Origin of the sequence: Photobacterium sp. GB-56 (genome assembly GCF_003026105.1) — a bacterium.
Taxonomy (GTDB): Bacteria; Pseudomonadota; Gammaproteobacteria; order Enterobacterales; family Vibrionaceae; genus Photobacterium.
The window spans coordinates 1-21,210 of sequence record NZ_PYNW01000001.1 but is presented as its reverse complement, the minus strand read 5'-3'; the positions used below and the strand labels follow the sequence as shown (position 1 = coordinate 21,210).

General features: G+C 41.2%; 19 protein-coding genes and 4 tRNA genes. 11 read left to right on the top strand and 12 right to left on the bottom strand.

Translation table 11 applies throughout. The features are described from left to right. Positions 1-155: 155 nt before the first annotated feature. On the top strand, positions 156-740 hold the full coding sequence (gene smrA / locus C9J42_RS00115) for a DNA endonuclease SmrA (RefSeq protein ID WP_105060798.1): 585 nt from the start codon (positions 156-158) through the stop codon (positions 738-740). Positions 741-792: 52 nt separating this feature from the next. On the opposite strand, the gene C9J42_RS00110 is transcribed toward smrA, so the two are convergent. The 5 genes from C9J42_RS00110 to C9J42_RS00090 form a co-directional block, all read right to left on the bottom strand. Beyond that, the gene (locus C9J42_RS00110; RefSeq protein ID WP_107205393.1) at positions 793-1,407 is read right to left on the bottom strand and encodes a LysE family translocator; all 615 of its coding nucleotides are present in this window, start codon (positions 1,405-1,407) and stop codon (positions 793-795) included. Positions 1,408-1,540: 133 nt separating this feature from the next. Beyond that, a complete protein-coding gene (locus C9J42_RS00105; protein WP_107247680.1) occupies positions 1,541-2,458 on the bottom strand; it encodes a LysR family transcriptional regulator in 918 nt (305 codons plus the stop codon). A 24-nt stretch (positions 2,459-2,482) separates the two neighbouring features. After that, positions 2,483-2,962: a Cys-tRNA(Pro) deacylase gene (ybaK, locus tag C9J42_RS00100; protein ID WP_006646632.1), complete on the bottom strand. Its 480-nt coding sequence runs from the start codon at positions 2,960-2,962 to the stop codon at positions 2,483-2,485. Positions 2,963-3,172: 210 nt separating this feature from the next. Beyond that, positions 3,173-4,846, bottom strand: a complete 1,674-nt coding sequence (ushA, locus tag C9J42_RS00095) for a bifunctional UDP-sugar hydrolase/5'-nucleotidase UshA (protein ID WP_107247681.1) — start codon at positions 4,844-4,846, stop codon at positions 3,173-3,175. Between the two features lie 310 nt (positions 4,847-5,156). Next, positions 5,157-6,515: a Na+/H+ antiporter NhaC family protein gene (locus C9J42_RS00090; protein WP_107205390.1), complete on the bottom strand. Its 1,359-nt coding sequence runs from the start codon at positions 6,513-6,515 to the stop codon at positions 5,157-5,159. Positions 6,516-6,815: 300 nt separating this feature from the next. Between C9J42_RS00090 and C9J42_RS00085 the strand changes: the two genes are divergently transcribed. Continuing rightward, positions 6,816-8,699, top strand: coding sequence for a methyl-accepting chemotaxis protein (locus tag C9J42_RS00085; protein WP_107205389.1), 1,884 nt, complete (start codon positions 6,816-6,818; stop codon positions 8,697-8,699). Between the two features lie 90 nt (positions 8,700-8,789). Here C9J42_RS00085 and C9J42_RS00080 read toward each other — a convergent pair whose 3' ends face one another. The 7 genes from C9J42_RS00080 to hemA all read right to left on the bottom strand — a co-directional run bounded on the left by C9J42_RS00080 (position 8,790) and on the right by hemA (position 15,685). Continuing rightward, positions 8,790-10,052 (bottom strand): HAAAP family serine/threonine permease, encoded by a 1,263-nt coding sequence (locus C9J42_RS00080; RefSeq protein WP_199189311.1) that lies wholly within the window; start codon positions 10,050-10,052, stop codon positions 8,790-8,792. A 308-nt stretch (positions 10,053-10,360) separates the two neighbouring features. Then, the gene (kdsA, locus tag C9J42_RS00075) at positions 10,361-11,215 is read right to left on the bottom strand and encodes a 3-deoxy-8-phosphooctulonate synthase (RefSeq protein ID WP_005369997.1); all 855 of its coding nucleotides are present in this window, start codon (positions 11,213-11,215) and stop codon (positions 10,361-10,363) included. A gap of 15 nt (positions 11,216-11,230) precedes the next feature. Then, on the bottom strand, positions 11,231-12,040 hold the full coding sequence (locus C9J42_RS00070; protein WP_039872581.1) for a SirB1 family protein: 810 nt from the start codon (positions 12,038-12,040) through the stop codon (positions 11,231-11,233). Between the two features lie 13 nt (positions 12,041-12,053). Beyond that, entirely contained in the window at positions 12,054-12,434 is a 381-nt protein-coding gene (locus C9J42_RS00065) for a SirB2 family protein (RefSeq protein WP_107205387.1), read from the bottom strand. Positions 12,435-12,436: 2 nt separating this feature from the next. Then, entirely contained in the window at positions 12,437-13,291 is an 855-nt protein-coding gene (gene prmC, locus C9J42_RS00060) for a peptide chain release factor N(5)-glutamine methyltransferase (RefSeq protein WP_107294881.1), read from the bottom strand. Then, positions 13,291-14,379: a peptide chain release factor 1 gene (gene prfA, locus C9J42_RS00055; RefSeq protein WP_107205385.1), complete on the bottom strand. Its 1,089-nt coding sequence runs from the start codon at positions 14,377-14,379 to the stop codon at positions 13,291-13,293. The genes prmC and prfA overlap by 1 nt, the downstream gene beginning before the upstream one ends. A gap of 43 nt (positions 14,380-14,422) precedes the next feature. After that, entirely contained in the window at positions 14,423-15,685 is a 1,263-nt protein-coding gene (gene hemA, locus C9J42_RS00050) for a glutamyl-tRNA reductase (RefSeq protein WP_107205384.1), read from the bottom strand. A 214-nt stretch (positions 15,686-15,899) separates the two neighbouring features. Here hemA and lolB point away from each other — a divergent pair, with 214 nt between their 5' ends. From lolB to C9J42_RS00005, 9 genes are all read left to right on the top strand, one after another. Beyond that, on the top strand, positions 15,900-16,490 hold the full coding sequence (gene lolB, locus C9J42_RS00045) for a lipoprotein insertase outer membrane protein LolB (RefSeq protein ID WP_107205383.1): 591 nt from the start codon (positions 15,900-15,902) through the stop codon (positions 16,488-16,490). Between the two features lie 42 nt (positions 16,491-16,532). Beyond that, a complete protein-coding gene (gene ispE, locus C9J42_RS00040; protein WP_107291453.1) occupies positions 16,533-17,411 on the top strand; it encodes a 4-(cytidine 5'-diphospho)-2-C-methyl-D-erythritol kinase in 879 nt (292 codons plus the stop codon). Between the two features lie 32 nt (positions 17,412-17,443). Further along, positions 17,444-18,391 carry a ribose-phosphate pyrophosphokinase gene (locus C9J42_RS00035; RefSeq protein WP_005370023.1) on the top strand — a complete coding sequence of 316 codons (948 nt, stop codon included), beginning with the start codon at positions 17,444-17,446 and terminating at the stop codon, positions 18,389-18,391. Positions 18,392-18,628: 237 nt separating this feature from the next. Next, positions 18,629-19,219, top strand: a complete 591-nt coding sequence (pth, locus tag C9J42_RS00030) for an aminoacyl-tRNA hydrolase (RefSeq protein WP_045153818.1) — start codon at positions 18,629-18,631, stop codon at positions 19,217-19,219. A gap of 97 nt (positions 19,220-19,316) precedes the next feature. Continuing rightward, the gene (ychF, locus tag C9J42_RS00025) at positions 19,317-20,408 is read left to right on the top strand and encodes a redox-regulated ATPase YchF (protein WP_107247682.1); all 1,092 of its coding nucleotides are present in this window, start codon (positions 19,317-19,319) and stop codon (positions 20,406-20,408) included. Between the two features lie 313 nt (positions 20,409-20,721). Continuing rightward, a tRNA-Met gene (locus C9J42_RS00020) sits at positions 20,722-20,798 on the top strand. Between the two features lie 49 nt (positions 20,799-20,847). Then, positions 20,848-20,932 (top strand) — tRNA-Leu (locus C9J42_RS00015). Between the two features lie 42 nt (positions 20,933-20,974). Continuing rightward, positions 20,975-21,049, top strand: a tRNA-Gln gene (locus C9J42_RS00010). Between the two features lie 38 nt (positions 21,050-21,087). After that, positions 21,088-21,164, top strand: a tRNA-Met gene (locus C9J42_RS00005). Positions 21,165-21,210 lie beyond the last annotated feature (46 nt).

Genomic DNA, 21,210 nt, shown 5'->3' with positions numbered 1-21,210 from the left:
TCCCCTCGCTAGTAACGTTTCGCAATTTATATATTGCATGGGGCTTTATATCTCCTAAGCGATCTTTTTCATCTTCTTACCTTTCACCATCAACTAGGCAAGATTTTATTACACTTGTATAATCAATAGCATCGGTTACTTAAAGTGAAAGTCCTATGCCAGATAATAATGAATTAGACCTTTTTAAAGAAATGATGGCCGATGTTGCGCCAATCAAACAAGATACTGTGACCATTTCACAAAAATATCAGGTATCAGAGTCTCAACTAGCTCGTCGAATTGCCGCTCAAAGCCTCGCTGAAAGTGATTCTGAATACTTATCATTAGATAATGCCAAAATGGTAAAACCTGATGATATGATTGAATTTAAAAGAGATGGTGTACAAGAAGCTGTCTTTAGAAAAATGCGTCAAGGTAAGTACGATATTCACGGTCGTTTAGATCTTCATAAAAAGTCATTACAACAAGCGCGTGATGAAATATTAGCATTTTTAAAGCAATCACAACGTTTAGATATTCGCACCGTTATGATTGTTCATGGTAAAGGTGAGCGTGCTAATCCCCCAGCATTAATGAAAAGCTATGTCACAACATGGCTAGAACAAATATCTGATGTGCTTTGCTTTCACTCGGCGCAACGGCAACATGGTGGCACTGGTGCGCTATATGTCATGCTAAAGAAAAGTCCTGAGAAAAAAGCTGAAACACGTGAGCGCCATCTAAATCGTCGCAGTGAGTAATTTAAAGACTATAAAGAGCGGTTTTGCCGCTCTTTTCTTTTAAGTTTTACAATCACACTAGCCAGAGTACACGACAAGCAAGCCCAATAAGCACAACACCTGATAAACGATCAATCAATACTGCACGGGATCTTAACGTTTGTAACACTCGAGGATATGATAAGACACAAGCGACTAAGGTATACCATAATCCATCGACTAATAGTGGTGTCGCTACAATAACAATTTTACTTCCAGTTTCTGTTCCCAACGCAACGAATTGACTAAATAGAGCCAAAAAATATAACGCTAACTTAGGGTTTAATAATGAGATCATTAAACCATCTCTCGCCGCATGAAGTAGTGAAGAAGGCTTTCCTGCTGCGAGTTTTTCTGCAACGCCACCTTTAGATCGCAACGCATTTACGCCAAGGTAGGCTAAATAGCCAGCTCCTGCATAGCTAATCAGATTAAAGACTGTTGGTGATTGTTTTAAAACAACCGCAAGCCCTAATAATGTTAATAATGCGTATAAACCTACCCCACAAGCATGAGACCAAGCCGTTACTAAGCCATGTTTACGCCCACCGGTTAAGCTATGCTTAGCAACAACAGCAAGACTCGGTCCTGGTGACATCGCCCCTAAAATACAAATTAATAATAATGATAGCCAAATACTGATGGTCATGATGTTCTCCTTACATTGGTAGAAAAAATACCAAGTAAGCGTTATAAGAAGAAATCAAAAGAAATCATTACGGTCATGATAAAAAATCATTACCTTTCGGTGTCGTAAAAACACATCATTGTTCGTTAATGATTTATTGCCCCATTGAATACAAAGAGTTCTTCATTAACGTTAGCACATGCTCTCGCAACCATTGATGGGATAATTCGTTGTTATATTTAGGGTGCCATAGCAGCCAATACTGATTCAGCACACTTGGAAATGGTAATGGCTTATAAACAATATTATAGAAATCTTGCATCGTAACAGCTATATGTTCTGGAATAACAAGAAACATTTCTGTACGAGATACAATACTTAAAGCAGATCCGAAAAATGGCACTGTTGTTTGAATATGTCGCCGATAACCTAAAGTACGTAACTCCACATCAACGAAACTGTCTTTATCTCCACCACCGTTAACAGAAATATGATTGTAGGCAACAAAGTCTTGTACCGTTAAATCTACCTTTGTATTTGCTAATGGATGCGTTGTACTCATCACGCACACTGCACGATCAGATCCAATCTGTATCCCAGATAATCCGGTAGGTATCTTTGGGGCCATAGTCGAGACTAATTGAATATCAAGATCGGCTAACTGGTCGGTGTAACTTGGTGACCATAGCTGATAGCTCACATCAAGCAAAGGCGCGTGCAATGTTAATAACTCGACGATATCAGGAAAGATATATTGCGCGACATAATCAGAAGATGACAAGACTATTTTCCCGCGCCAGTGATGTGGCGAGAACTGTTCTGGTTCAAATACCAAATCGCAATCGGTAAGCAATGACGTAATTTTATCTTGTAGTGAAAGTGCGCGAGGGGTTGGTAATAACCGGTTTCCCTCACGCACAAACAAAGGATCAGAAAAAATTTCACGTAATTGTGTCAGTTGCCGACTTACTGCAGACTGCGTAATGTGTAAACGCTCAGCCGTACGTGTTACATGGCACTCATCCAATAAGACATGTAATGTTCGAAGTAAGTTTAAATTAGGTACTGACACACTCTTTGCTCTCTATCCTTGGTATTAGTCTTCCTTGCCAATCGGGGCAAATTTACCGCCAGTCAAACTAACTAAATCTTTTGCCGCAAGTTCTATTTCTAAGCCGCGACGACCTGCACTAACACAAATAGTATCAAACGTTTCTGCGCTGCTATCAACAAAAGTTGGCAGCCGTTTTTTTTGTCCTAACGGGCTAATACCACCCACTATGTACCCTGTTACTTTTTCCGCAAGCTTTGGATCGGCCATTTCAGCCTTCTTACCGCCCGCAGCTTTAGCTGCTGCTTTTAAATCTAACATGCCAGATACAGGAACGACGGCAACCGCTAAATTTTTAGGATCGCCATTTAATGCAAATAATAAAGTTTTAAATACGCGATTAGGATCTAGCCCTAAGACTTCTGCCGCTTCATGACCAAAATTATTATTGGCTGGATCATGTTCATATTGATGTACTTGATACGAAATTTTTTGTTTCTTTGCTAATTGAATCGCTGGAGTCATTATTTTTCACTCTATTTATCATTCAAACAGCTGTGGTTAATTCCCCCTATTGCTCAAAAGCAACTAAAGAAATTAAGAACATCTGTTTACCTGTAATGATTATATCGTGAGTTGACAGTTTTCGGCTATATCCATCAAAAGAAGGATTTTAAATACAAAAAAGCGCATCGAATAAAAATATAAGATGCGCTTTCGAGCAATTAATATTGCTTATTTATAAACAATTTCACCTTTCGGCGCGAATTTGTTTACATCAATGGGTGAATTCGTTTCCAAGTATTGCTTTAATACTTCCGCGTCAACAAACCCCGTATTTACATGGCCTGCATGATCATTGATCTTCGGATAGCCGTCACCACCAGCTGCGTTGTAGCTTGGTACAGTGAAACGGTAAGTCTTTTTCAGATCTAACGGCTTACCAGCAAACTTCACATCACTTACTTTGCCATTTTCAACCGTCATTGAAATACCGTAGAACTGCGCATAAGCACCAGAATCTATCGGCTTAGTGGCAACAATATTCAGATAATCTAAAACTTCTTTACCTGACATATCGGTGTACGTCACGATATTGCCAAAAGGTTGAACAGTGAGTACATCTTTATAAGTAATGTCGCCGCCTTCAATTGAGTCACGAACACCACCAGAGTTCATTACAGCAAAGTCCGCTTTAGCACGTTGCATGTGTGACGCAGCAATAAGACGACCTAAGTTTGTTTGTTCAAATCGAACCACATTACGATCGCCTTCTAGCTTGCCATTCGACTTGGCAATCTTAACGTTTAACTGCTCTTGTCCATGCTCTTGGTAAGGCTTAAGGAAGTTATACACTTCTTGGTTTTTTACAATTTCATCTTGAATAAAGACACGCTTGCTTGAGCCATCATCTAGCTTAACTTTTTTCTTCAAGTTAACAGGGATCAAATCGTAACTAACCAGTGAAAGCTCACCGTTCTGAAATTCAAAGTCAGCACGACCTACATACTTACCCCACTCGTGGGCTTGGACAATCCACGTACCATTTTGCTGATCAGGTACACACTCATCACCCGGTTTAAAATCTTTCTTCGCAACATTTGGGCCTTCCATACAGACAGGCTCTTGCGAGTGACCACCGACGATCATATCAAGATCACCATCATCTAAATAACGTGCAAGCGCAACATCACCCGGTGCATTAATGCCACGATGACCATCTTCATAATGCCCCATGTGAGTTGCCGCAATGATCACATCAGGCTTTTCTGTTTTTTCTAGCTCGGTGATCACTTTCTTGGCTTCAGATTTTGGATCGCGAAATTCTACATTGCCGATAAATTCAGGGTTACCAATTTTAGCCGTATCTTCTGTCGTCAAACCAATGACGGCAATCTTGATCCCTTGCTTTTCAAAAATTTGGTAAGGCTGAAATAAGCGCTCACCTGTTGTCTTATCGTAAATATTAGCCGACAACATTGGGAAATTCGCCCACTCTTCTTGCTTACGTAGTACATCTAATGGGTTATCAAATTCATGATTTCCTAATGCCATTGCATCATAGCCAAGCAGATTCATTCCTTTAAAATCAGGTTCTGCATCTTGTAGATCTGATTCAGGAACACCCGTGTTAATGTCACCGCCAGAAAGTAATAAGCTAGTACCACCTTGTTCTTCTACTTCTGCACGGATTTCATCAATCAATGTCTTGCGGGCAGCCATACCGTACTCACCATTCTGGTTATGCCAGAAACGACCATGGTTATCGTTGGTATGAAGAATCGTGATTCTATAAGTTGTATCAGCATCCCATGCTGATGAGGCTTTTTCCGCTGTCGTTGCACAACCTGAAAGAACGGCAACGAGAGCGGCGCTTAATGCTGTTTTAGCAAATAGGCGTTGCTTCATGGTATCCACCTTAACTGTATTTTTAATGGCGACTTCAAACGAAGATAATATTTCGTAAAACTGGAAAAATTAATTAGTCACATTTTAACCACAAAAAAATGTCGGTAAAAGTAAAACAATGTGACCAATATCGCCAGTGTAACGAAATAAATACGTATGAATTTTCCATTTTAATTTTTTGTTAACAGGATCACTTTTCGTCTTTTAAAACTCTTGTTTATGTCACACCCAAGCACAAAAAAGCCCAGTAAATACTGGGCTTTTTTCAAACAGTTATGCTCAACACTACTTTATAGTGATAGATATCACATTATACTTTCGCCAATTTTCGACTAGGGTGTTTCAACATAATCGCAACAATGGCAGAAAGAGCTAAGAAGAAACAGTAATAAGAGTGCGCAACAACATCTAATGGTGATAACTCAAAAACAGAACCAAGGAGTAACGCTTGCGCTCCGTATGGTAAAACACCTTGAATTACACACGAGAAAATATCGAGTAAACTCGCGGAACGACGTGGTGTAACCCCATTTTCATCAGCCAGTTCACGTGCAACACCGCCTGATACAATAATCGCAACAGTATTATTTGCCGTACATAAGTTAGTCAAGCTCACAAGACTAGCAATACCAAACTCACTCGCTCGTAAATTTTCAGATGACTGATGTTTTTTGCTAAATACATTAATCACACGACTGATACTTTGAGTTAAGAAAGCGAGTCCACCTTGTTGGCGCATTAATTCACTAATACCACCAATCAACATAGAGAGCAGGAAGATTTCCTGCATATTGCTAAAACCACCATAAATATCTTTGCCAAAACTGGTAAAACTATAATCAGCAGCAGATGTTAGACCGACACCACCAGCCAGTAAAATACCGACAGATAGAACAACAAACACATTAACCCCAGAGACTGCGAGCACCAAGATAGTGATATAAGGAATGACTTTTAACCACTCAATAGGTGCTGTTTCAGGCAATTGTGTAACCGAGCTATTAAACGCAAATAATAAAATAGCGGCAATTGCAGCAGGTAAGGCGATTTTAATGTTTTCACGGAATTTATCTTTCATCTGACAGCCTTGTGATCGCGTTGCTGCGATTGTGGTATCAGAAATAATTGAAAGATTATCACCAAACATTGCCCCACTAAGAACCACACCAGCAGTTAATGCGACATCCATACCAGACGCATGTGCAATGCCTAATGCGACGGGGGCTACTGCTGCAATCGTCCCCATAGATGTTCCCATTGCAGTAGCAATAAAAGCAGAGATCACAAAGATACCGGGTAAAATCATGCTTGCAGGAATAAGTGATAAACCAAGGTTAACCGTTGCATCGACCCCACCCGACGCTTTAGCAACAGAAGCAAAAGCGCCTGCCAATAGGTAAATCATACACATTGCGATAATGTCACTATGACCCACACCACGGATAAATTGCTCTATCGCTTTATTCAGTTTTTCTTTACTTAATAAAATCGCAACAACAACAGCAGGCAAAGCTGCGACAGGTGAAGGTAATTGATAAAAAGCAAAATCAACCCCTTGCATCGTAAGGTAAGTACCCACACCAATGAATAAAGCTAAAAAAATACCCAAGGGTAAGAGTGCTAATGCAGAAGGTGAAATGGTTTGATTTTTTTTATCTATATTTGGCATGGCGACGACTAAAGTTCTATTTATACATTCATTCCAAGACTAAAGGGATGCGCTCACAGTGTCAACATCTAGACGTCTAAACATCCAAAAGATATGTAACTAAATTACATATTCAGTCAAGTTCAGTTTATTTCTTGTGTTTTATGACAAGAAAAACGCTTATTTTGTAGTAAAAGCACAAAAAATGGAACGGTCATCACTCAATTCAGTAACACTAATAACAATTCCATTATTTAAGGTGCATCAATGATAAACAACCGCTAAAATCTGCTAACATTTACTGGATTTTAGGGATATATAATGCAGTTAACATTAAAACAAAAACTTATTGTCGCGAGTTTATCGGCAGTTTTAGTGATGGCGACTGCACTCACTTGGCTCTCTGCTAATCAAATTGATACTCAAGCTAAACGTGATCTTTACGCTCGAGCAAGTAGCCTAACCGAGGCTGTTAGCAGCAGTGTGGGTGACTGGGTAAATATTCGTACCAATATTATTGACTCAGTAACAATTAACAATCCTGACATTGCTACGATCCCCTCTTTAAAGCAAGCCCGTTTAGCGGGTCAATTTGAAGATATTTACTTCGGCAGCACCGCAGGTATCGCCACTAGCTCTTTTGCTGAACGTGATTTATCTCAGGTAGATCCACGTACCCGTCCTTGGTACCAACAAGCACAAAAAGCGAATGAAACCATCATATCGTCACCGTATATGGACACCTTAACTAAAGCTAAAATGGTGACCATCGCCAAACCTGTTTATGATAATTCCACTTTTATCGGTGTTATCGGCGCTGATATATTGATCACCCAATTAATCGACGACATCGTCAATTTGAATGTTGGTCAAAATGCATTTGCTATGTTGATCAATAAAAAAGACGCCACATTTATCGCTCACCCCGATCAGCAGCTATTACTACAACCTATTTCACGTTATAGCAACGCGCTTTCTATTAATTATATTGAGCAGCAAATTCATAATAATGCACTGACTAACCTGACCATTAACGATCAGCCTAAACTACTTTATTTTGCTAACATCCCTCATACTGACTGGATATTAGCACTCAACATGGATAAAAAAACCGAGGAAGCCAGCCATAAAGCATTGCTTTATAAGCTCCTTCTTACCGCTGCGGTTATTGCACTGTTAGTCATTACTACAGTGGCATGGTTAGTTAACTTCTTGTTCCGCGATTTAGATCGCGTATCAAACGCGCTGGCAGAAATCGCCAGTGGTGAAGGCGATCTAACTCAACGTATTGAGCCAAAGAGCAATGATGAAGTGGGCCAACTCGCCAATAACTTCAACCAGTTTGTTGGCAACATGCATCAAATGGTGGCACGTTTAAACCATGTATCTCAATCTCTCAGTCAACAGTCACATTTAACGGCAACCCAAGCAGAAGAACGTAGTACCCGTATCCAGCATCAACAAGATGAAATCAATATGGTCGCAACTGCTATTAACGAAATGGCAGCGGCAACCAAAGAAATTGCCTCTAACGCTGAGAATACAGCACGAACAGCAGAAGAAACTGTGATGGCATCTAATCATGGTGCTACTCAGGTCAATCAAAGCCAACAATCTATTTCTAGTTTGGCGCAAGAAGTTGAAACGGCAACGACAGTGATTAGCGATCTTAATAGCCATGCCCAAAGTATCAATACGATTCTTTCAACTATCCAAGGCATTGCAGAGCAAACTAACTTGCTGGCATTAAACGCCGCGATTGAAGCTGCACGTGCTGGCGAACAAGGTCGTGGATTTGCGGTTGTTGCAGATGAAGTACGAGTATTAAGTCAACGTACCCATGCCTCGACCCAAGAAATTCAGCAAATGATTGAAACGCTACAACAAACCACAGGGCAAGCGGTTGGGATAATGGAAGATAGTCGTCACCTATCTGAAACCAGTGTTGATGATGCAAGCTCTGCTTCTGCTAGTTTGGCGCAAATTACCAATGCTGTTAATAACATCAATGATATGGCAACCCAAATAGCCTCTGCTGCCGAAGAGCAATCATCAGTGACATCAGAGATCACGCGCAATACCGAAGGGATCCGTGATGTTTCAAACGAGTTGGCTGTTGAAGCTAATGAAGCCGCAAAACAAGCCGCTGAATTATCAGAGCTCTCTTATGAACTGCAGCAAGAAATCAACCGCTTTAAATTATAAGGCCTGATACTGATAAATAAACAAAAAGGCTTGCGTATAACGCAAGCCTTTATTTTAGAAACCAATTTAAACCAGCTATCAAGTAAATGTTTACACTAAGCTAAAAATAATCGCCGCGACTGCTAAACATCCCATCAATAAAATAAACCAAGTACTGATTTTACCTCGGTACATTTTCAGACTTTCAATTCGATATACCGCAAGCATTGGCATAATAAAAAGTATCATCGCAATCACAGGGCCTGATAACGCTTCCATCATCCCTAAAATACTTGGGTTCATAACAGCAGCAAACCAAATAGAGAAGAACATGATCACTACCCCAACCTTGTCGATGGTTTTTAATGGCAGTGATGTTTGTTTCGCTACAATGCCATTGAAGCTTTCACGTGCGCCCATAAAGTGCCCTAAAAACGATGACGTAATTGCAATAAAAGCAATTAAAGGGCCTAGCAACATAATAAAGTGACTGTCTTTAACGTTCGCTAAATAAGATAACACTGACACGTTATCCATTTTTGCATGCTGTAACTGCTCAGGGGATAAACTTAGCACGCAAGAGAACACAAAGAACAAAACAAAAGTAATCAACATCATTGAGGTACGCTTTAAGATTGTTTCTGATTTTCGATGTGCATGATCGCCATACTGACGACGTTGAGCATTCACAAAGCCAGAAACGACAGGCGTATAACTAAAAGCAAAAACAACAACCGGTATTGATAACCATAACGATGAGCTAAATTCAGTGATACTTTGAGAGAAGTTAAGATTAGGTACATGCCAGCTTGGGATCAGGTAAATAGAAATGCCCGCCAGAATAAATGCCAGTGGGTAGACAATCACTTCAAACGCTTTAAGCATCGCTTTTTCACCCGCAAGCATCACAGTTATCATCAAGAAGACTAATCCGCCTGATAACAACACCCGTGACGGCGCTTGCCAACCTAATTGATGGACAATAAAACTATCAACGGTATTGGTTAGGCCGACACCATAAATGAGTAAAATCGGAAAGATAGAAAGAAAATACAGGGCTGAAATTAAGCGTCCGTAACGGGAACCAAAATGCTCTTCAACTACATCGGTAAAATCAGCGTCAGAAGATGATGATGATAAAACAAAACGCGCTAATCCACGATGAGCCCAAAATGTCATAGGTCCTGCTAATAATGCCATTATAACCAGTGACCAGAATCCACCTGAGCCGATATTGATAGGTAAAAATAAAATACCCGCCCCGACCGATGTGCCAAACAAACTTAACATCCAACGGGTGTCATGCTGTGTCCATTTAGAAGGATGTGCTGTGCTCTCTTTTTCGGGGTTCGCTTGGATTGTTGTTAATGACACAAGTAACTCTCTAACCAAATAAAATCGGCTACAAGTATGAAACTACGAGCTTTAAGTTTCAAAACAAGTGAGACACAGATCACACTGAATACCTAATACCCAATAAGCATAAGAACTGCAATACTAACAAATACGATATATAACTTCACATATCACTCAAGAAATAAGAATTAAATATCGTTTTTGTAGGTATATTAACTTTTCATATATTGAATATTTATCACACAAAATAATCATTCAGTTCGTTATCGGCAATAAAAAAGCCCAGTGATTTATACTCACTGGGCTTTAAAATCTAAATGAAAGACTTAGTTCACTTCAATTGGAGCAAAGCTCTTAATCAAATCATCAAGCTGTTTAATTTGTGCTAAAAACGGTTCTAGCTTATCGAGTGGGAATGCTGATGGACCATCACAAAGCGCGAGATCTGGCGTTGGGTGTGCTTCCATAAATAGGCCCGCAATACCCGTTGCAATACCAGAGCGAGCTAGATCAACGGTTTGCTCACGACGACCACCAGAAGCCGCACCTAGTGGATCACGACACTGCAGCGCATGTGTCACATCAAAGATGATTGGGCTACCCTTTGATGCTTTTTTCATTACATCAAAACCAAGCATATCAACCACTAAGTTATCGTAACCGTGCAATACACCACGCTCACATAAGATCACATTGTGATTATCACACTCAGCGAATTTCTCAACAATGTTACCGACTTGACCAGGGCTCATGAACTGTGGTTTTTTCACATTAATCACAGCGCCTGTTTTTGCCATTGCTTCAACAAGATCAGTTTGACGAGCCAGAAACGCTGGAAGCTGAATCACATCAACCACATCAGCAACAGGTTGTGCCTGCTCTTTCTCGTGAATATCAGTGATAATTTTCACACCAAACGTATCTTTTAGCTCTTGAAAGATTTTTAAACCTTCTTCCATACCAGGACCACGGTATGAATGAACAGATGAACGGTTAGCTTTATCAAAAGAAGCTTTAAATACGTAAGGAATACCTAATTTCTCAGTGACCTTCACGTAGTGCTCACACATTTGCATCGCTAAGTCGCGAGACTCAAGCACATTCATGCCACCAAATAAAACAAATGGCTTATCATTTGCAACATCAATATCGCCAATGCGAACAGTTTTTTGTTCCATCATATTTGTTGTTCTCTTCTAGTGTAGAATCAGAGGCTCATCAAAGAGCGTCTCTACTTGAGTTTTAAGTAAATCAGCGGCTGGATCTTCTGGGCATTGCTCAATAAAGTATGAGTAATCCATCGCTGCAGCGTGATTACAATCAAGCTGTTGATAAATATAGCCTCGGTCACGGATCTCATGGGGATCGCCTGGGCTAAATACCAGCGCAAGATCACTACAACGTAAAGCATCCGTAAAATGCTCTTCACGAAGAAGTGCACTTTTCATAACCGTTAACCAACGCGTTAAAATTTCATGATTCTGCTGTGTTTTAAGGTATTCAGGTTTAAGTTCAGTAAATGGACCACGGTGACCAATCAACCAGCTACGTAATATATGCGTGCTAACAAATTCACCATCAAAGGGGTTAATATACTGAACATCGCTTTCAGACCATGTCGCTTTTAATAGAAACTGGGTCGGAAAGCCTACGCTTTCAATCGGCAGATCAAGGTGCTGAGATAAATAAAGAAATAAAGCACCAAGGCTGACAGGGATCCCCTTTCGACGCTCCAGTACTTTATCTAAGAATGCATTATCTGACGAAAAGTATTGTTGGTGATCGCCTTGAAAGCCCCATTCACGATAAAAAAGGCGTAACAGCCCCTCTAACCGTAAACGAGGATTAACTTCTTCCATTAATGTTTGCTCAGCTTCCTGCGCTAATTGAGATAACTTTAACTCCACCCACTGGGTTGGAAATTCAGGCACGATGTCCTTCATCATATCAATAGCACCATAAACTAATGGCCGCGAATTTAATTCGTCTTCATTAAACAGCATCATGATCTAACCTAACTTAACCTAAAATTGGCGTTTTCGTTACCGCCAATTGCGCAGCCAGAAATACCCAGCCCAATGCGCCTAAAAAGGCAAATGTCTTAAAGACTTTATTTTTACCCATATGCAGTGTGACATAACCAAGGGCGATGTAAGCGAGTACACAAGTTAACTTTTCAGTTAACCAACTATTACCAGCCGTAAAAGGCATAAATCCTGTAATAAAAATTAATGCCACACCACTTGCTAAAAGCACAGTGTCAACAATATGGGGAGTGATCTTGAAAAACTTTTTATTTAAAAGTGATGAGTTTGCCATCATCATGATGTAGCGAGTCACAAACAGTAAAACACTGAGTGCGATTGCCACTAAATGAAGATGTTTCATTGCCATATACATAATTATAATTCTCCTTGCCAGCAGCCCATCGTGACACGATCGAGCCCTGCATAGTCTTGACTGGTAGATACTTGTTGATAACCCAACTGTTCTAAAATAGTTCTTACAGCCGAACCTTGTTCGAAGCCATGCTCCATTAACAACCAACCACCTACTGTTAAGTGTTTGCGTCCTTGCGCGCTAATAATACGGATATCAGCTAAGCCATTATCATCAGCAACTAATGCACTCTTTGGTTCAAAGCGGACATCGCCTTGAACTAAATGGGGATCGGCGTGATCAATGTAAGGCGGATTACTCACAATTAGCTCAAACACATCATTGTCTTGTAATGGTGAATACCAACTTCCCGCTAAAAATCGGGTATTTAATATTGATAAACGTTGGCTATTTTCATGCGCAAGCTCAGCCGCTTCTTGACGTAAGTCAATGCCTGTAACCTGAAGACTTGGACACTCAGAAGCAATCGCCAGTGCAATCGCACCGGTTCCTGTTCCTAAATCCAATACTTTGGTAGTAGCGCTGGTGATTTTATCTAATGCAAGTTCAACCAAACGCTCAGTATCAGGACGTGGGATCAAGGTTGAAGGTGAGACTTTTAATGGCAGTGACCAAAATTCACGCTCACCAACAATATATGCGATAGGCTCACCATTTCGGCGGCGTGCAAGTAACTGCTGAAAAAAATTATATTGCTCATCATCTAGTTGCTTTTCAGGCCACGTTAATAAATAACTGCGTGGCTTATCAAGCGCATGACATAGCAAAACAACGCTATCAAGTTGCGGACTCTCAGAGCCCGCACTTGCTAGTTGTTCAGTGGTTTGCTTTAGCAAATATTCAATGCTTTGAGGCATTAGTTTTGCTCAGACATCGCAGCTAACTGATCCGCCTGGTATTCAGTAAATACCGGTTGGATCAATGCATCTAAATCACCTTCCATCACTTCATTTAAGCGGTAAAGTGTCAGTGTAATACGGTGATCAGAAACACGACCTTGTGGGTAGTTGTAAGTACGAATACGATCAGAACGATCACCTGAACCTAGTAGGTTACGACGTGTGCTCGCTTCTTCAGCATGACGTTTCTCTTCTTCTGCTTTGATAATACGAGCAGCAAGTACCGACATCGCTTTTGCTTTGTTTTTATGCTGTGAGCGCTCATCCTGACACTCAACAACAATACCTGTTGGTAAGTGAGTAATACGGATTGCAGAGTCGGTGGTGTTAACGTGCTGACCACCCGCACCTGATGAACGGAAGGTATCAATACGTAAATCGCCAGCATTGATTTCTGGAATTTCCGCTTCTGGAATTTCAGGTAATACCGCAACAGTACAAGCTGAAGTATGTACACGACCTTGAGATTCTGTTGCAGGAACACGCTGAACGCGGTGACCGCCTGACTCAAATTTCAAAATACCGTAAGCACCATCGCCGTTCACTTTTGCGATCATCTCTTTGTAACCGCCTTGTTCTGAGCGGTTTTCATTGATGATCTCGATACGCCAGCCACGACGTTCAGCATATTTGCTGTACATACGGAAAAGATCACCCGCAAAGATACCCGCTTCATCACCACCCGCACCTGCGCGGATTTCGACAAAACAGTTACGATCATCGTTAGGATCTTTAGGAATCAATAGCACCTGAAGTTCATCAGCTAAGCGTTCAATTTCAGCTTTGGCTTCTTTGATCTCTTCTTGTGCCATTTCACGCATTTCTGCATCGTCTTCCTGCGCCATTTCTTCAGCAGCCACTAAATCTTCTTTTGCTTGTTGGTAAGCTTGAAAACACTTAGTCACTTCTTCTAGCTGAGAATATTCTTTTGATAACGCACGAAAGCGGTTTTGATCCGCAAGAACACTTGGATCACCGAGGAGATGTTGAACTTCTTCGTAACGTTCAACAAGAGTTTCTAATTTAACTAAAATTGATTGCTTCATAATCTTCTAATAGTGCTGAGCGAAAGCCAAAGGCGATCAACTACTAATCGTTATAGGAATCCAGACCGAGTGCTTCACGAATCACAGCTAATTTTTCAGATTCGCCATTTTTTGCGACCTGCTGCATAGCCTTGGTTGGTGCATGGATAAGCTTATTGGTAAGTTTGTTACTGAGCTCTGCTAACGCCTTTTCAGGCTCGGTACCATTAGCAATGGCTTGGAGACTACGCTGTAGTAGCTCCTGTTTAATTTGTTCGGCAAATTGACGATAATCTCGAATACTATCAACTGCTTCAAGTGAGCGTAACCACTGCATAAACACAGCGCTTTCTTCACTTATAATGGCTTCAGCTTGAATCGCTGCGACCTTACGCTGCTCACGGTTCTTCTCTACAATCGAGTGAAGATCATCAACAGAATATAAGTAAGCATCGTTCAATTCGCCAACTTGTTGTTCTATATCTCTAGGCACAGCAATATCCACCAACAGCATAGGTTGATGACGACGTTGTTTTAATGCCATTTCAACCATCCCTTTACCAACAATCGGCAATGGGCTTGCGGTTGAACTAATAACAATATCAGCGCGATGGAGGTGATCAGGAATTTCTTCAAGACTGATCACTTCAGCACCAAACTCTTGTGCAATGCCTTCTGCTCTCTCACGCGTACGGTTAGCAACAATCAAACTATTACAACCTTGTTCAACGACATGGCGAGAAACAAGTTCAATTGTTTCGCCTGCACCAACAAGTAAAATAGTAGCACCCGATAAAGACTCAAAAATTTGTCGCGCTAAAGAACACGCCGCATAAGCTACAGAGACAGCATTGCCGCCAATGTCCGTTTCAGTACGTACGCGTTTCGCTACTGTAAAGGTTTTTTGAAACAGCTTTTCTAAGGTGCCACCTACTGCTTCGTTGTCTTTTGATTCCGAATAAGACTGCTTCACCTGTCCTAGGATTTGCGGCTCGCCCAATACTAACGAATCAAGGCCACAAGCAACACGCATTAAATGACGTGCTGCCGCTTGCTCTTCATGAAAGTACAGGCTTGGCATCAGTTCTTCGGCTGTGATCTGATGAAATTTGGTCAACCAGTCAATGATCACACCCGGCCCTGACTGTGAAATCTCACAGTAAACTTCAGTACGGTTACAGGTAGATACTATAACCCCACTTAATACCTCAGGGTGGTTTTTCAGCTGCTGCAACGCCAAAGATAGCTTTTCAGGAGAAAAAGCTACTTTTTCGCGTAAATCAACAGAAGCTGTTTTATGGTTGATTCCTAATGCAAGCAAGGTCATGGAGACGGTGTACCCACTTCGCCAGTGAAAAAATCTAAGGAGGGGATTTTACTTGATGCCCTGACTTAATAAAAGGTAGCTGACGTAATCAATCAATAATGACTGCATTTTTATTGCTTTATTTGCCTAATTTACCCCTTATTTTTGCTTAATATTTGGCTTTAATTAAAATAATCGTTATTGTTTTTGCTCATTCTTATTACGAGCTTTCATCATGAGATTACGTAATTTAGCCTTTATTGCTATTACATTTTCCTTATTATCTGGCTGTGCGCAAACGCCCAAAAGCACCGCAAAAGTCGATTGGGAAATCCATCAAGCCCAATTAAAACACCTCACCGATTATCAAGCGAAAGGTGTGTTTGGCTATTTAAGCCCTGAGCAACGCATATCTCTCACCTTTAACTGGAAAAATCATGCTGATAAATACCAGTTAATCTTAACAAAAATGTACAAAACCGTCCTTAATCTCAATGCAGAGCCAGGCAACGTAACACTCATAGATCCTGATGGTAAAACCTATCATGGCACTGATGCTGCGCAATTAGTGAAGCAATTAACAGGAATCGAATTACCCCTATCACAAATGCGCGATTGGCTAATTGGTTTACCGACGGCTGCTGATACTTATCAGCTAAACAAAAATGATCAAGTCGCTTATCTCGCCAAAGAGATTGATGGTCAAGTATGGGAAATGCACTACAACACGTATAATGATCAAAGCCCTGCCTTACCCACACAAATGGTACTAAACCAAGGCAAACTCAAAATTAAAATAAAAATCTCTAACTGGTTAGCAAATTAAACAGCAAAGCATTTTCGATTACTCAAAATAGACGAGCATTGCATGAGTCAATACATCCCTTTTGGTGTCGCGAGCCAATGGCCAGCGCCAGCAAAACTGAATTTATTTTTATACATTACAGGCCAACGTCCAAATGGCTACCATGATTTACAGACGCTGTTTCAGTTTGTCGATTATGGCGATACTTTAACCATCACGCCACGTCGTGATAACCAAATTAATTTAACGCCTGCAATTGAAGGAGTTAAAACCGAAGATAACCTGATTTATCGCGCTGCAAATGCACTTCGTCAAGCCTCACATTGTGACTTAGGAGCCGATATTCATATTGATAAGATCCTTCCTATGGGAGGTGGTCTTGGTGGTGGCTCTTCTAATGCAGCCACAGCATTAGTCGCCCTCAATCATCTTTGGCAAACCCAGCTATCGATTGATGAATTAGCAGATATTGGTCTTAAATTAGGTGCTGATGTCCCTGTTTTTGTCCGTGGTACTAGCGCATTTGCCGAAGGTATTGGTGAAAAACTGCAACCGGCAGAACCGCAAGAAAAATGGTTTTTAATCGCAAAGCCTGATATTAGCATTGCAACTGTCGATATTTTCACCCATCCAGAACTTCCGCGTAATACTAAAAAACGTAGCCTAGATGCACTGTTACGTGGAGTTTACGAAAACGATTGCGAGAAAATTGTAAGAAGTCTTAATCCCGAGGTTGATCAGGCGCTTTCGTGGCTGTTAGAATACGCGCCATCAAGATTGACCGGCACTGGCGCTTGTGTATTTTCGGAGTTTAATACGCAGGAAGAAGCCAACGCAATTTTGAAAATTTTACCTGACTGGCTCCACGGATTTGTCGCAAAAGGTGTCAACACGTCTCCTCTTATGACAACCTTAGCCGCACATTCTACGGATTGTCAGTAATTACAACTTGGACGCAACCTGAGGTTTACACCGTGCCTGATATGAAGCTGTTTGCTGGTAACGCAACACCAGAACTAGCCCAACGCATCGCTGATCGTCTTTATATTTCATTGGGAGATGCAACGGTTAACCGTTTCTCCGATGGTGAAGTATGTGTACAAATTAATGAAAACGTACGTGGTAGCGACGTATTCATTATCCAATCAACTTGTGCACCAACGAACGACAACCTAATGGAACTGGTTGTTATGATCGATGCACTACGCCGCGCTTCAGCTGGCCGTATTACAGCAGTAATTCCATACTTTGGTTATGCTCGCCAAGATCGCCGCGTTCGCTCTGCTCGTGTACCAATCACTGCAAAAGTAGTTGCTGATTTCCTTTCTAATGTGGGTGTTGACCGTGTTCTTACTGTTGACCTACACGCTGAGCAAATCCAAGGCTTCTTCGATGTTCCTGTAGATAACGTATTTGGTAGCCCAGTTCTTCTAGAAGACATGCTAGCCAAAGATCTTCAAGATCCTGTTGTGGTATCACCAGACATCGGTGGTGTTGTCCGTGCTCGTGCTATTGCAAAACTACTTGATGACACAGATATCGCTATCATCGATAAGCGTCGTCCACGTGCAAACGTATCTCAAGTCATGCACCTAATCGGTGACGTTGAAGGTCGTGACTGTATCATCGTTGATGACATGATCGATACAGGCGGTACCCTATGTAAAGCAGCAGAAGCGCTAAAAGAGCGTGGTGCAAAACGTGTATTTGCATACGCTACTCACCCAGTATTTTCAGGTAGTGCACTAGAGAATATCCGTGAATCTGTTATCGATGAAATTATCGTTACAGACTCAATTACGCTAACAAAAGAAATTGAAGCGACGGGTAAAGTATCAGTATTAACACTGTCAGGTATGCTAGCTGAAGCTATTCGTCGCATTAGCAACGAAGAATCAATTTCAGCAATGTTTGAGCACTAATTTGCTCACTCGGTTAGGTTGCCTTAATTTAACCGAATAAGATATTTAACGCCTCGCAATAGCGAGGCGTTTTCTTTTGTCTAGCCAGCAAAAACAGTGACTACGAAGAGCCATATCAATTTTAGTTAATTTAATATAATATATGGCGCGTTTTGAGCCCAACACCCAGTAACTCATTGTCACTATAATTTCAGGTGCAACCCGCTAAGTTACTGGTAAATGACAAGAGAGATAAACGTGAGTAATAATATTCGTTTGCTTGTTGGCCTCGCTAACCCGGGTCAAGAGTACGCCAACACCCGCCATAATGCTGGTGCATGGGTCGTTGAAGAATTAGCGCGCGTCCACAATGTAACCCTTCGCCCTGATCCCAAGTATTTTGGTTTAACAGGAAGAATTACAGCCAATGGACAAGATCTTCGCCTATTGATCCCATCGACTTTTATGAATCTGTCAGGAAAGTCGGTTGCTGCGTTAGCTAACTTCTTCCAAATCAAACCCGAAGAAATTTTAGTTGCTCACGATGAATTAGATTTACCACCCGGTGTTGCGAAATTTAAAAAAGGTGGTGGTCATGGCGGACATAATGGTCTTCGCGATATCATTAGTAAAATGGGCAACAATAAAGATTTCTATCGTCTGAGGATCGCTATCGGTCATCCAGGCGATAAAAACAAAGTCGCAGGCTACGTACTTGGAAAAGCACCTGCTAAAGAGCAAGAATTGATTGATGCTGCAGTAGATGAATCTGTTCGCTGCATTGATATCTTACTTAAAGACGGCTTAACAAAGGCGCAAAATCGCCTACATACATTCAAAGCAGAATAGCCACACATTTTCGCGTACTATTTTGCCGCTATAGATACAGTCATTCGTACTATAGTTGAGTTGTTACACAGAATAATCACCAAAAGGGTTTTAAACCATGGGTTTTAAATGCGGTATCGTAGGTCTACCAAACGTTGGTAAGTCAACTCTATTCAACGCCTTAACAAAAGCAGGCATTGAAGCAGCAAACTTCCCGTTCTGTACTATTGAACCAAACACAGGTGTAGTACCTGTTCCTGATCCACGTATGGATGCATTGGCAGTATTCGTAAATCCAGAACGAATTATGCCAACGACGATGGAGTTTGTTGATATCGCGGGTCTTGTTGCTGGTGCATCTAAAGGTGAAGGTCTCGGTAATAAATTCCTAGCTAACATCCGTGAAACAGATGCTATTGGCCACGTTGTTCGTTGTTTCGAAAACGATAATATTGTCCACGTTGCTGGCCGTATCGATCCGTTAGAAGACATGGATATCATCAACCTTGAGCTTGCGATGGCAGACTTAGATACGTGTGAACGCGCAATCCAGCGTTTAGCTAAACGCGCAAAAGGCGGTGATAACGATGCTAAGTTTGAAATCAAAGTACTAGAGAAGATGCTTCCTCACTTAACTGAAGGTGGCATGCTACGTGCACTTGAGCTGACAAAAGAAGAAAAAGCGGCGATCGATTACCTACACTTCTTAACGCTTAAGCCAACCATGTACATCGCTAATGTTAATGAAGACGGTTTTGAAAATAACCCATTCCTTGACAAAGTAATTGCACGTGCAGCTGAAGAAAATGCGGTTGTTGTTCCAGTATGTGCGGCAATGGAATCAGAGATCGCTGAACTGGATGATGAAGATCGTGAAGAGTTCCTTGCCGATATGGGTATCGAAGAACCAGGTCTTAACCGTGTTATCCGTTCAGGTTATCAGCTATTGTCTCTTCAGACTTACTTTACAGCTGGTGTTAAAGAAGTGCGAGCATGGACAATCCCTGTCGGTGCAACAGCACCAAAAGCAGCGGGTGTTATCCACACTGACTTCGAAAAAGGCTTTATTCGTGCAGAAGTTATTGGCTATGACGATTACATCAATTTCGGTGGTGAGTCAGGTGCTAAGGAAGCAGGTAAATGGCGTCTAGAAGGTAAAGAGTACATTGTTAAAGACGGTGATGTTGTTCATTTCCGTTTTAACGTGTAATTTGTAGCTTAGCCGCTAATTTTACAAATTATATAAGCCAGCTTTATTAGCTGGCTTATTTTCATCTAAATATAAATTTCACTTATTTGTTAGCAATATAAATAACTTGATAGTGTTCACATTTTTTGAAGTTTTAAGCTGACAATCGTAATTTCAGTTTGTCATTCGCACACATCGCCCAAATATGCGCCGAACAAACGAATTTTGACGATATATTTAAAAAAACTATTGACGGTTTTCGCTGGTATGAGCATAATGCGCCCCGTTCCCGACACAGTGATTCGTTAAGAATCAGTGTTAAAAAACGGAAAATGGCTACGTAGCTCAGTTGGTTAGAGCACATCACTCATAATGATGGGGTCACAGGTTCGAATCCCGTCGTAGCCACCATTCAATTTTCACGTTAAAATTGAATATCGGTTCTAGAAACTGATAACATGCGGAAGTGGCGGAATTGGTAGACGCACCAGATTTAGGTTCTGGCGCCGCAAGGTGTGAGAGTTCAAGTCTCTCCTTCCGCACCATTCTCTCAATAGCGTTGAGAGATGCTTTTAAAAAGCACTAGTAGGTCTATCGCCAAGCGGTAAGGCAGCGGCTTTTGATGCCGCCATTCCCTGGTTCGAATCCAGGTAGACCTGCCATTATTTAAGAATATTGATATTAGTCAGTATTCTATGTTGGCTACGTAGCTCAGTTGGTTAGAGCACATCACTCATAATGATGGGGTCACAGGTTCGAATCCCGTCGTAGCCACCATTTATTCTTTAAATCAGCTTTTTACCAATTACTGATTTAAATTATA

What these genes read in the sequence shown, in the direction of transcription:
- smrA (WP_105060798.1), top strand. Translation starts at nt 156, where the DNA reads ATGCCAGATAATAATGAATTAGACCTTTTTAAAGAAATGATGGCCGAT.
- C9J42_RS00110 (WP_107205393.1), bottom strand. Translation starts at nt 1,407, where the DNA reads ATGACCATCAGTATTTGGCTATCATTATTATTAATTTGTATTTTAGGG.
- ybaK (WP_006646632.1), bottom strand. Translation starts at nt 2,962, where the DNA reads ATGACTCCAGCGATTCAATTAGCAAAGAAACAAAAAATTTCGTATCAA.
- ushA (WP_107247681.1), bottom strand. Translation starts at nt 4,846, where the DNA reads ATGAAGCAACGCCTATTTGCTAAAACAGCATTAAGCGCCGCTCTCGTT.
- C9J42_RS00090 (WP_107205390.1), bottom strand. Translation starts at nt 6,515, where the DNA reads ATGCCAAATATAGATAAAAAAAATCAAACCATTTCACCTTCTGCATTA.
- C9J42_RS00085 (WP_107205389.1), top strand. Translation starts at nt 6,816, where the DNA reads ATGCAGTTAACATTAAAACAAAAACTTATTGTCGCGAGTTTATCGGCA.
- kdsA (WP_005369997.1), bottom strand. Translation starts at nt 11,215, where the DNA reads ATGATGGAACAAAAAACTGTTCGCATTGGCGATATTGATGTTGCAAAT.
- C9J42_RS00070 (WP_039872581.1), bottom strand. Translation starts at nt 12,040, where the DNA reads ATGATGCTGTTTAATGAAGACGAATTAAATTCGCGGCCATTAGTTTAT.
- C9J42_RS00065 (WP_107205387.1), bottom strand. Translation starts at nt 12,434, where the DNA reads ATGTATATGGCAATGAAACATCTTCATTTAGTGGCAATCGCACTCAGT.
- prmC (WP_107294881.1), bottom strand. Translation starts at nt 13,291, where the DNA reads ATGCCTCAAAGCATTGAATATTTGCTAAAGCAAACCACTGAACAACTA.
- prfA (WP_107205385.1), bottom strand. Translation starts at nt 14,379, where the DNA reads ATGAAGCAATCAATTTTAGTTAAATTAGAAACTCTTGTTGAACGTTAC.
- hemA (WP_107205384.1), bottom strand. Translation starts at nt 15,685, where the DNA reads ATGACCTTGCTTGCATTAGGAATCAACCATAAAACAGCTTCTGTTGAT.
- lolB (WP_107205383.1), top strand. Translation starts at nt 15,900, where the DNA reads ATGAGATTACGTAATTTAGCCTTTATTGCTATTACATTTTCCTTATTA.
- ispE (WP_107291453.1), top strand. Translation starts at nt 16,533, where the DNA reads ATGAGTCAATACATCCCTTTTGGTGTCGCGAGCCAATGGCCAGCGCCA.
- ychF (WP_107247682.1), top strand. Translation starts at nt 19,317, where the DNA reads ATGGGTTTTAAATGCGGTATCGTAGGTCTACCAAACGTTGGTAAGTCA.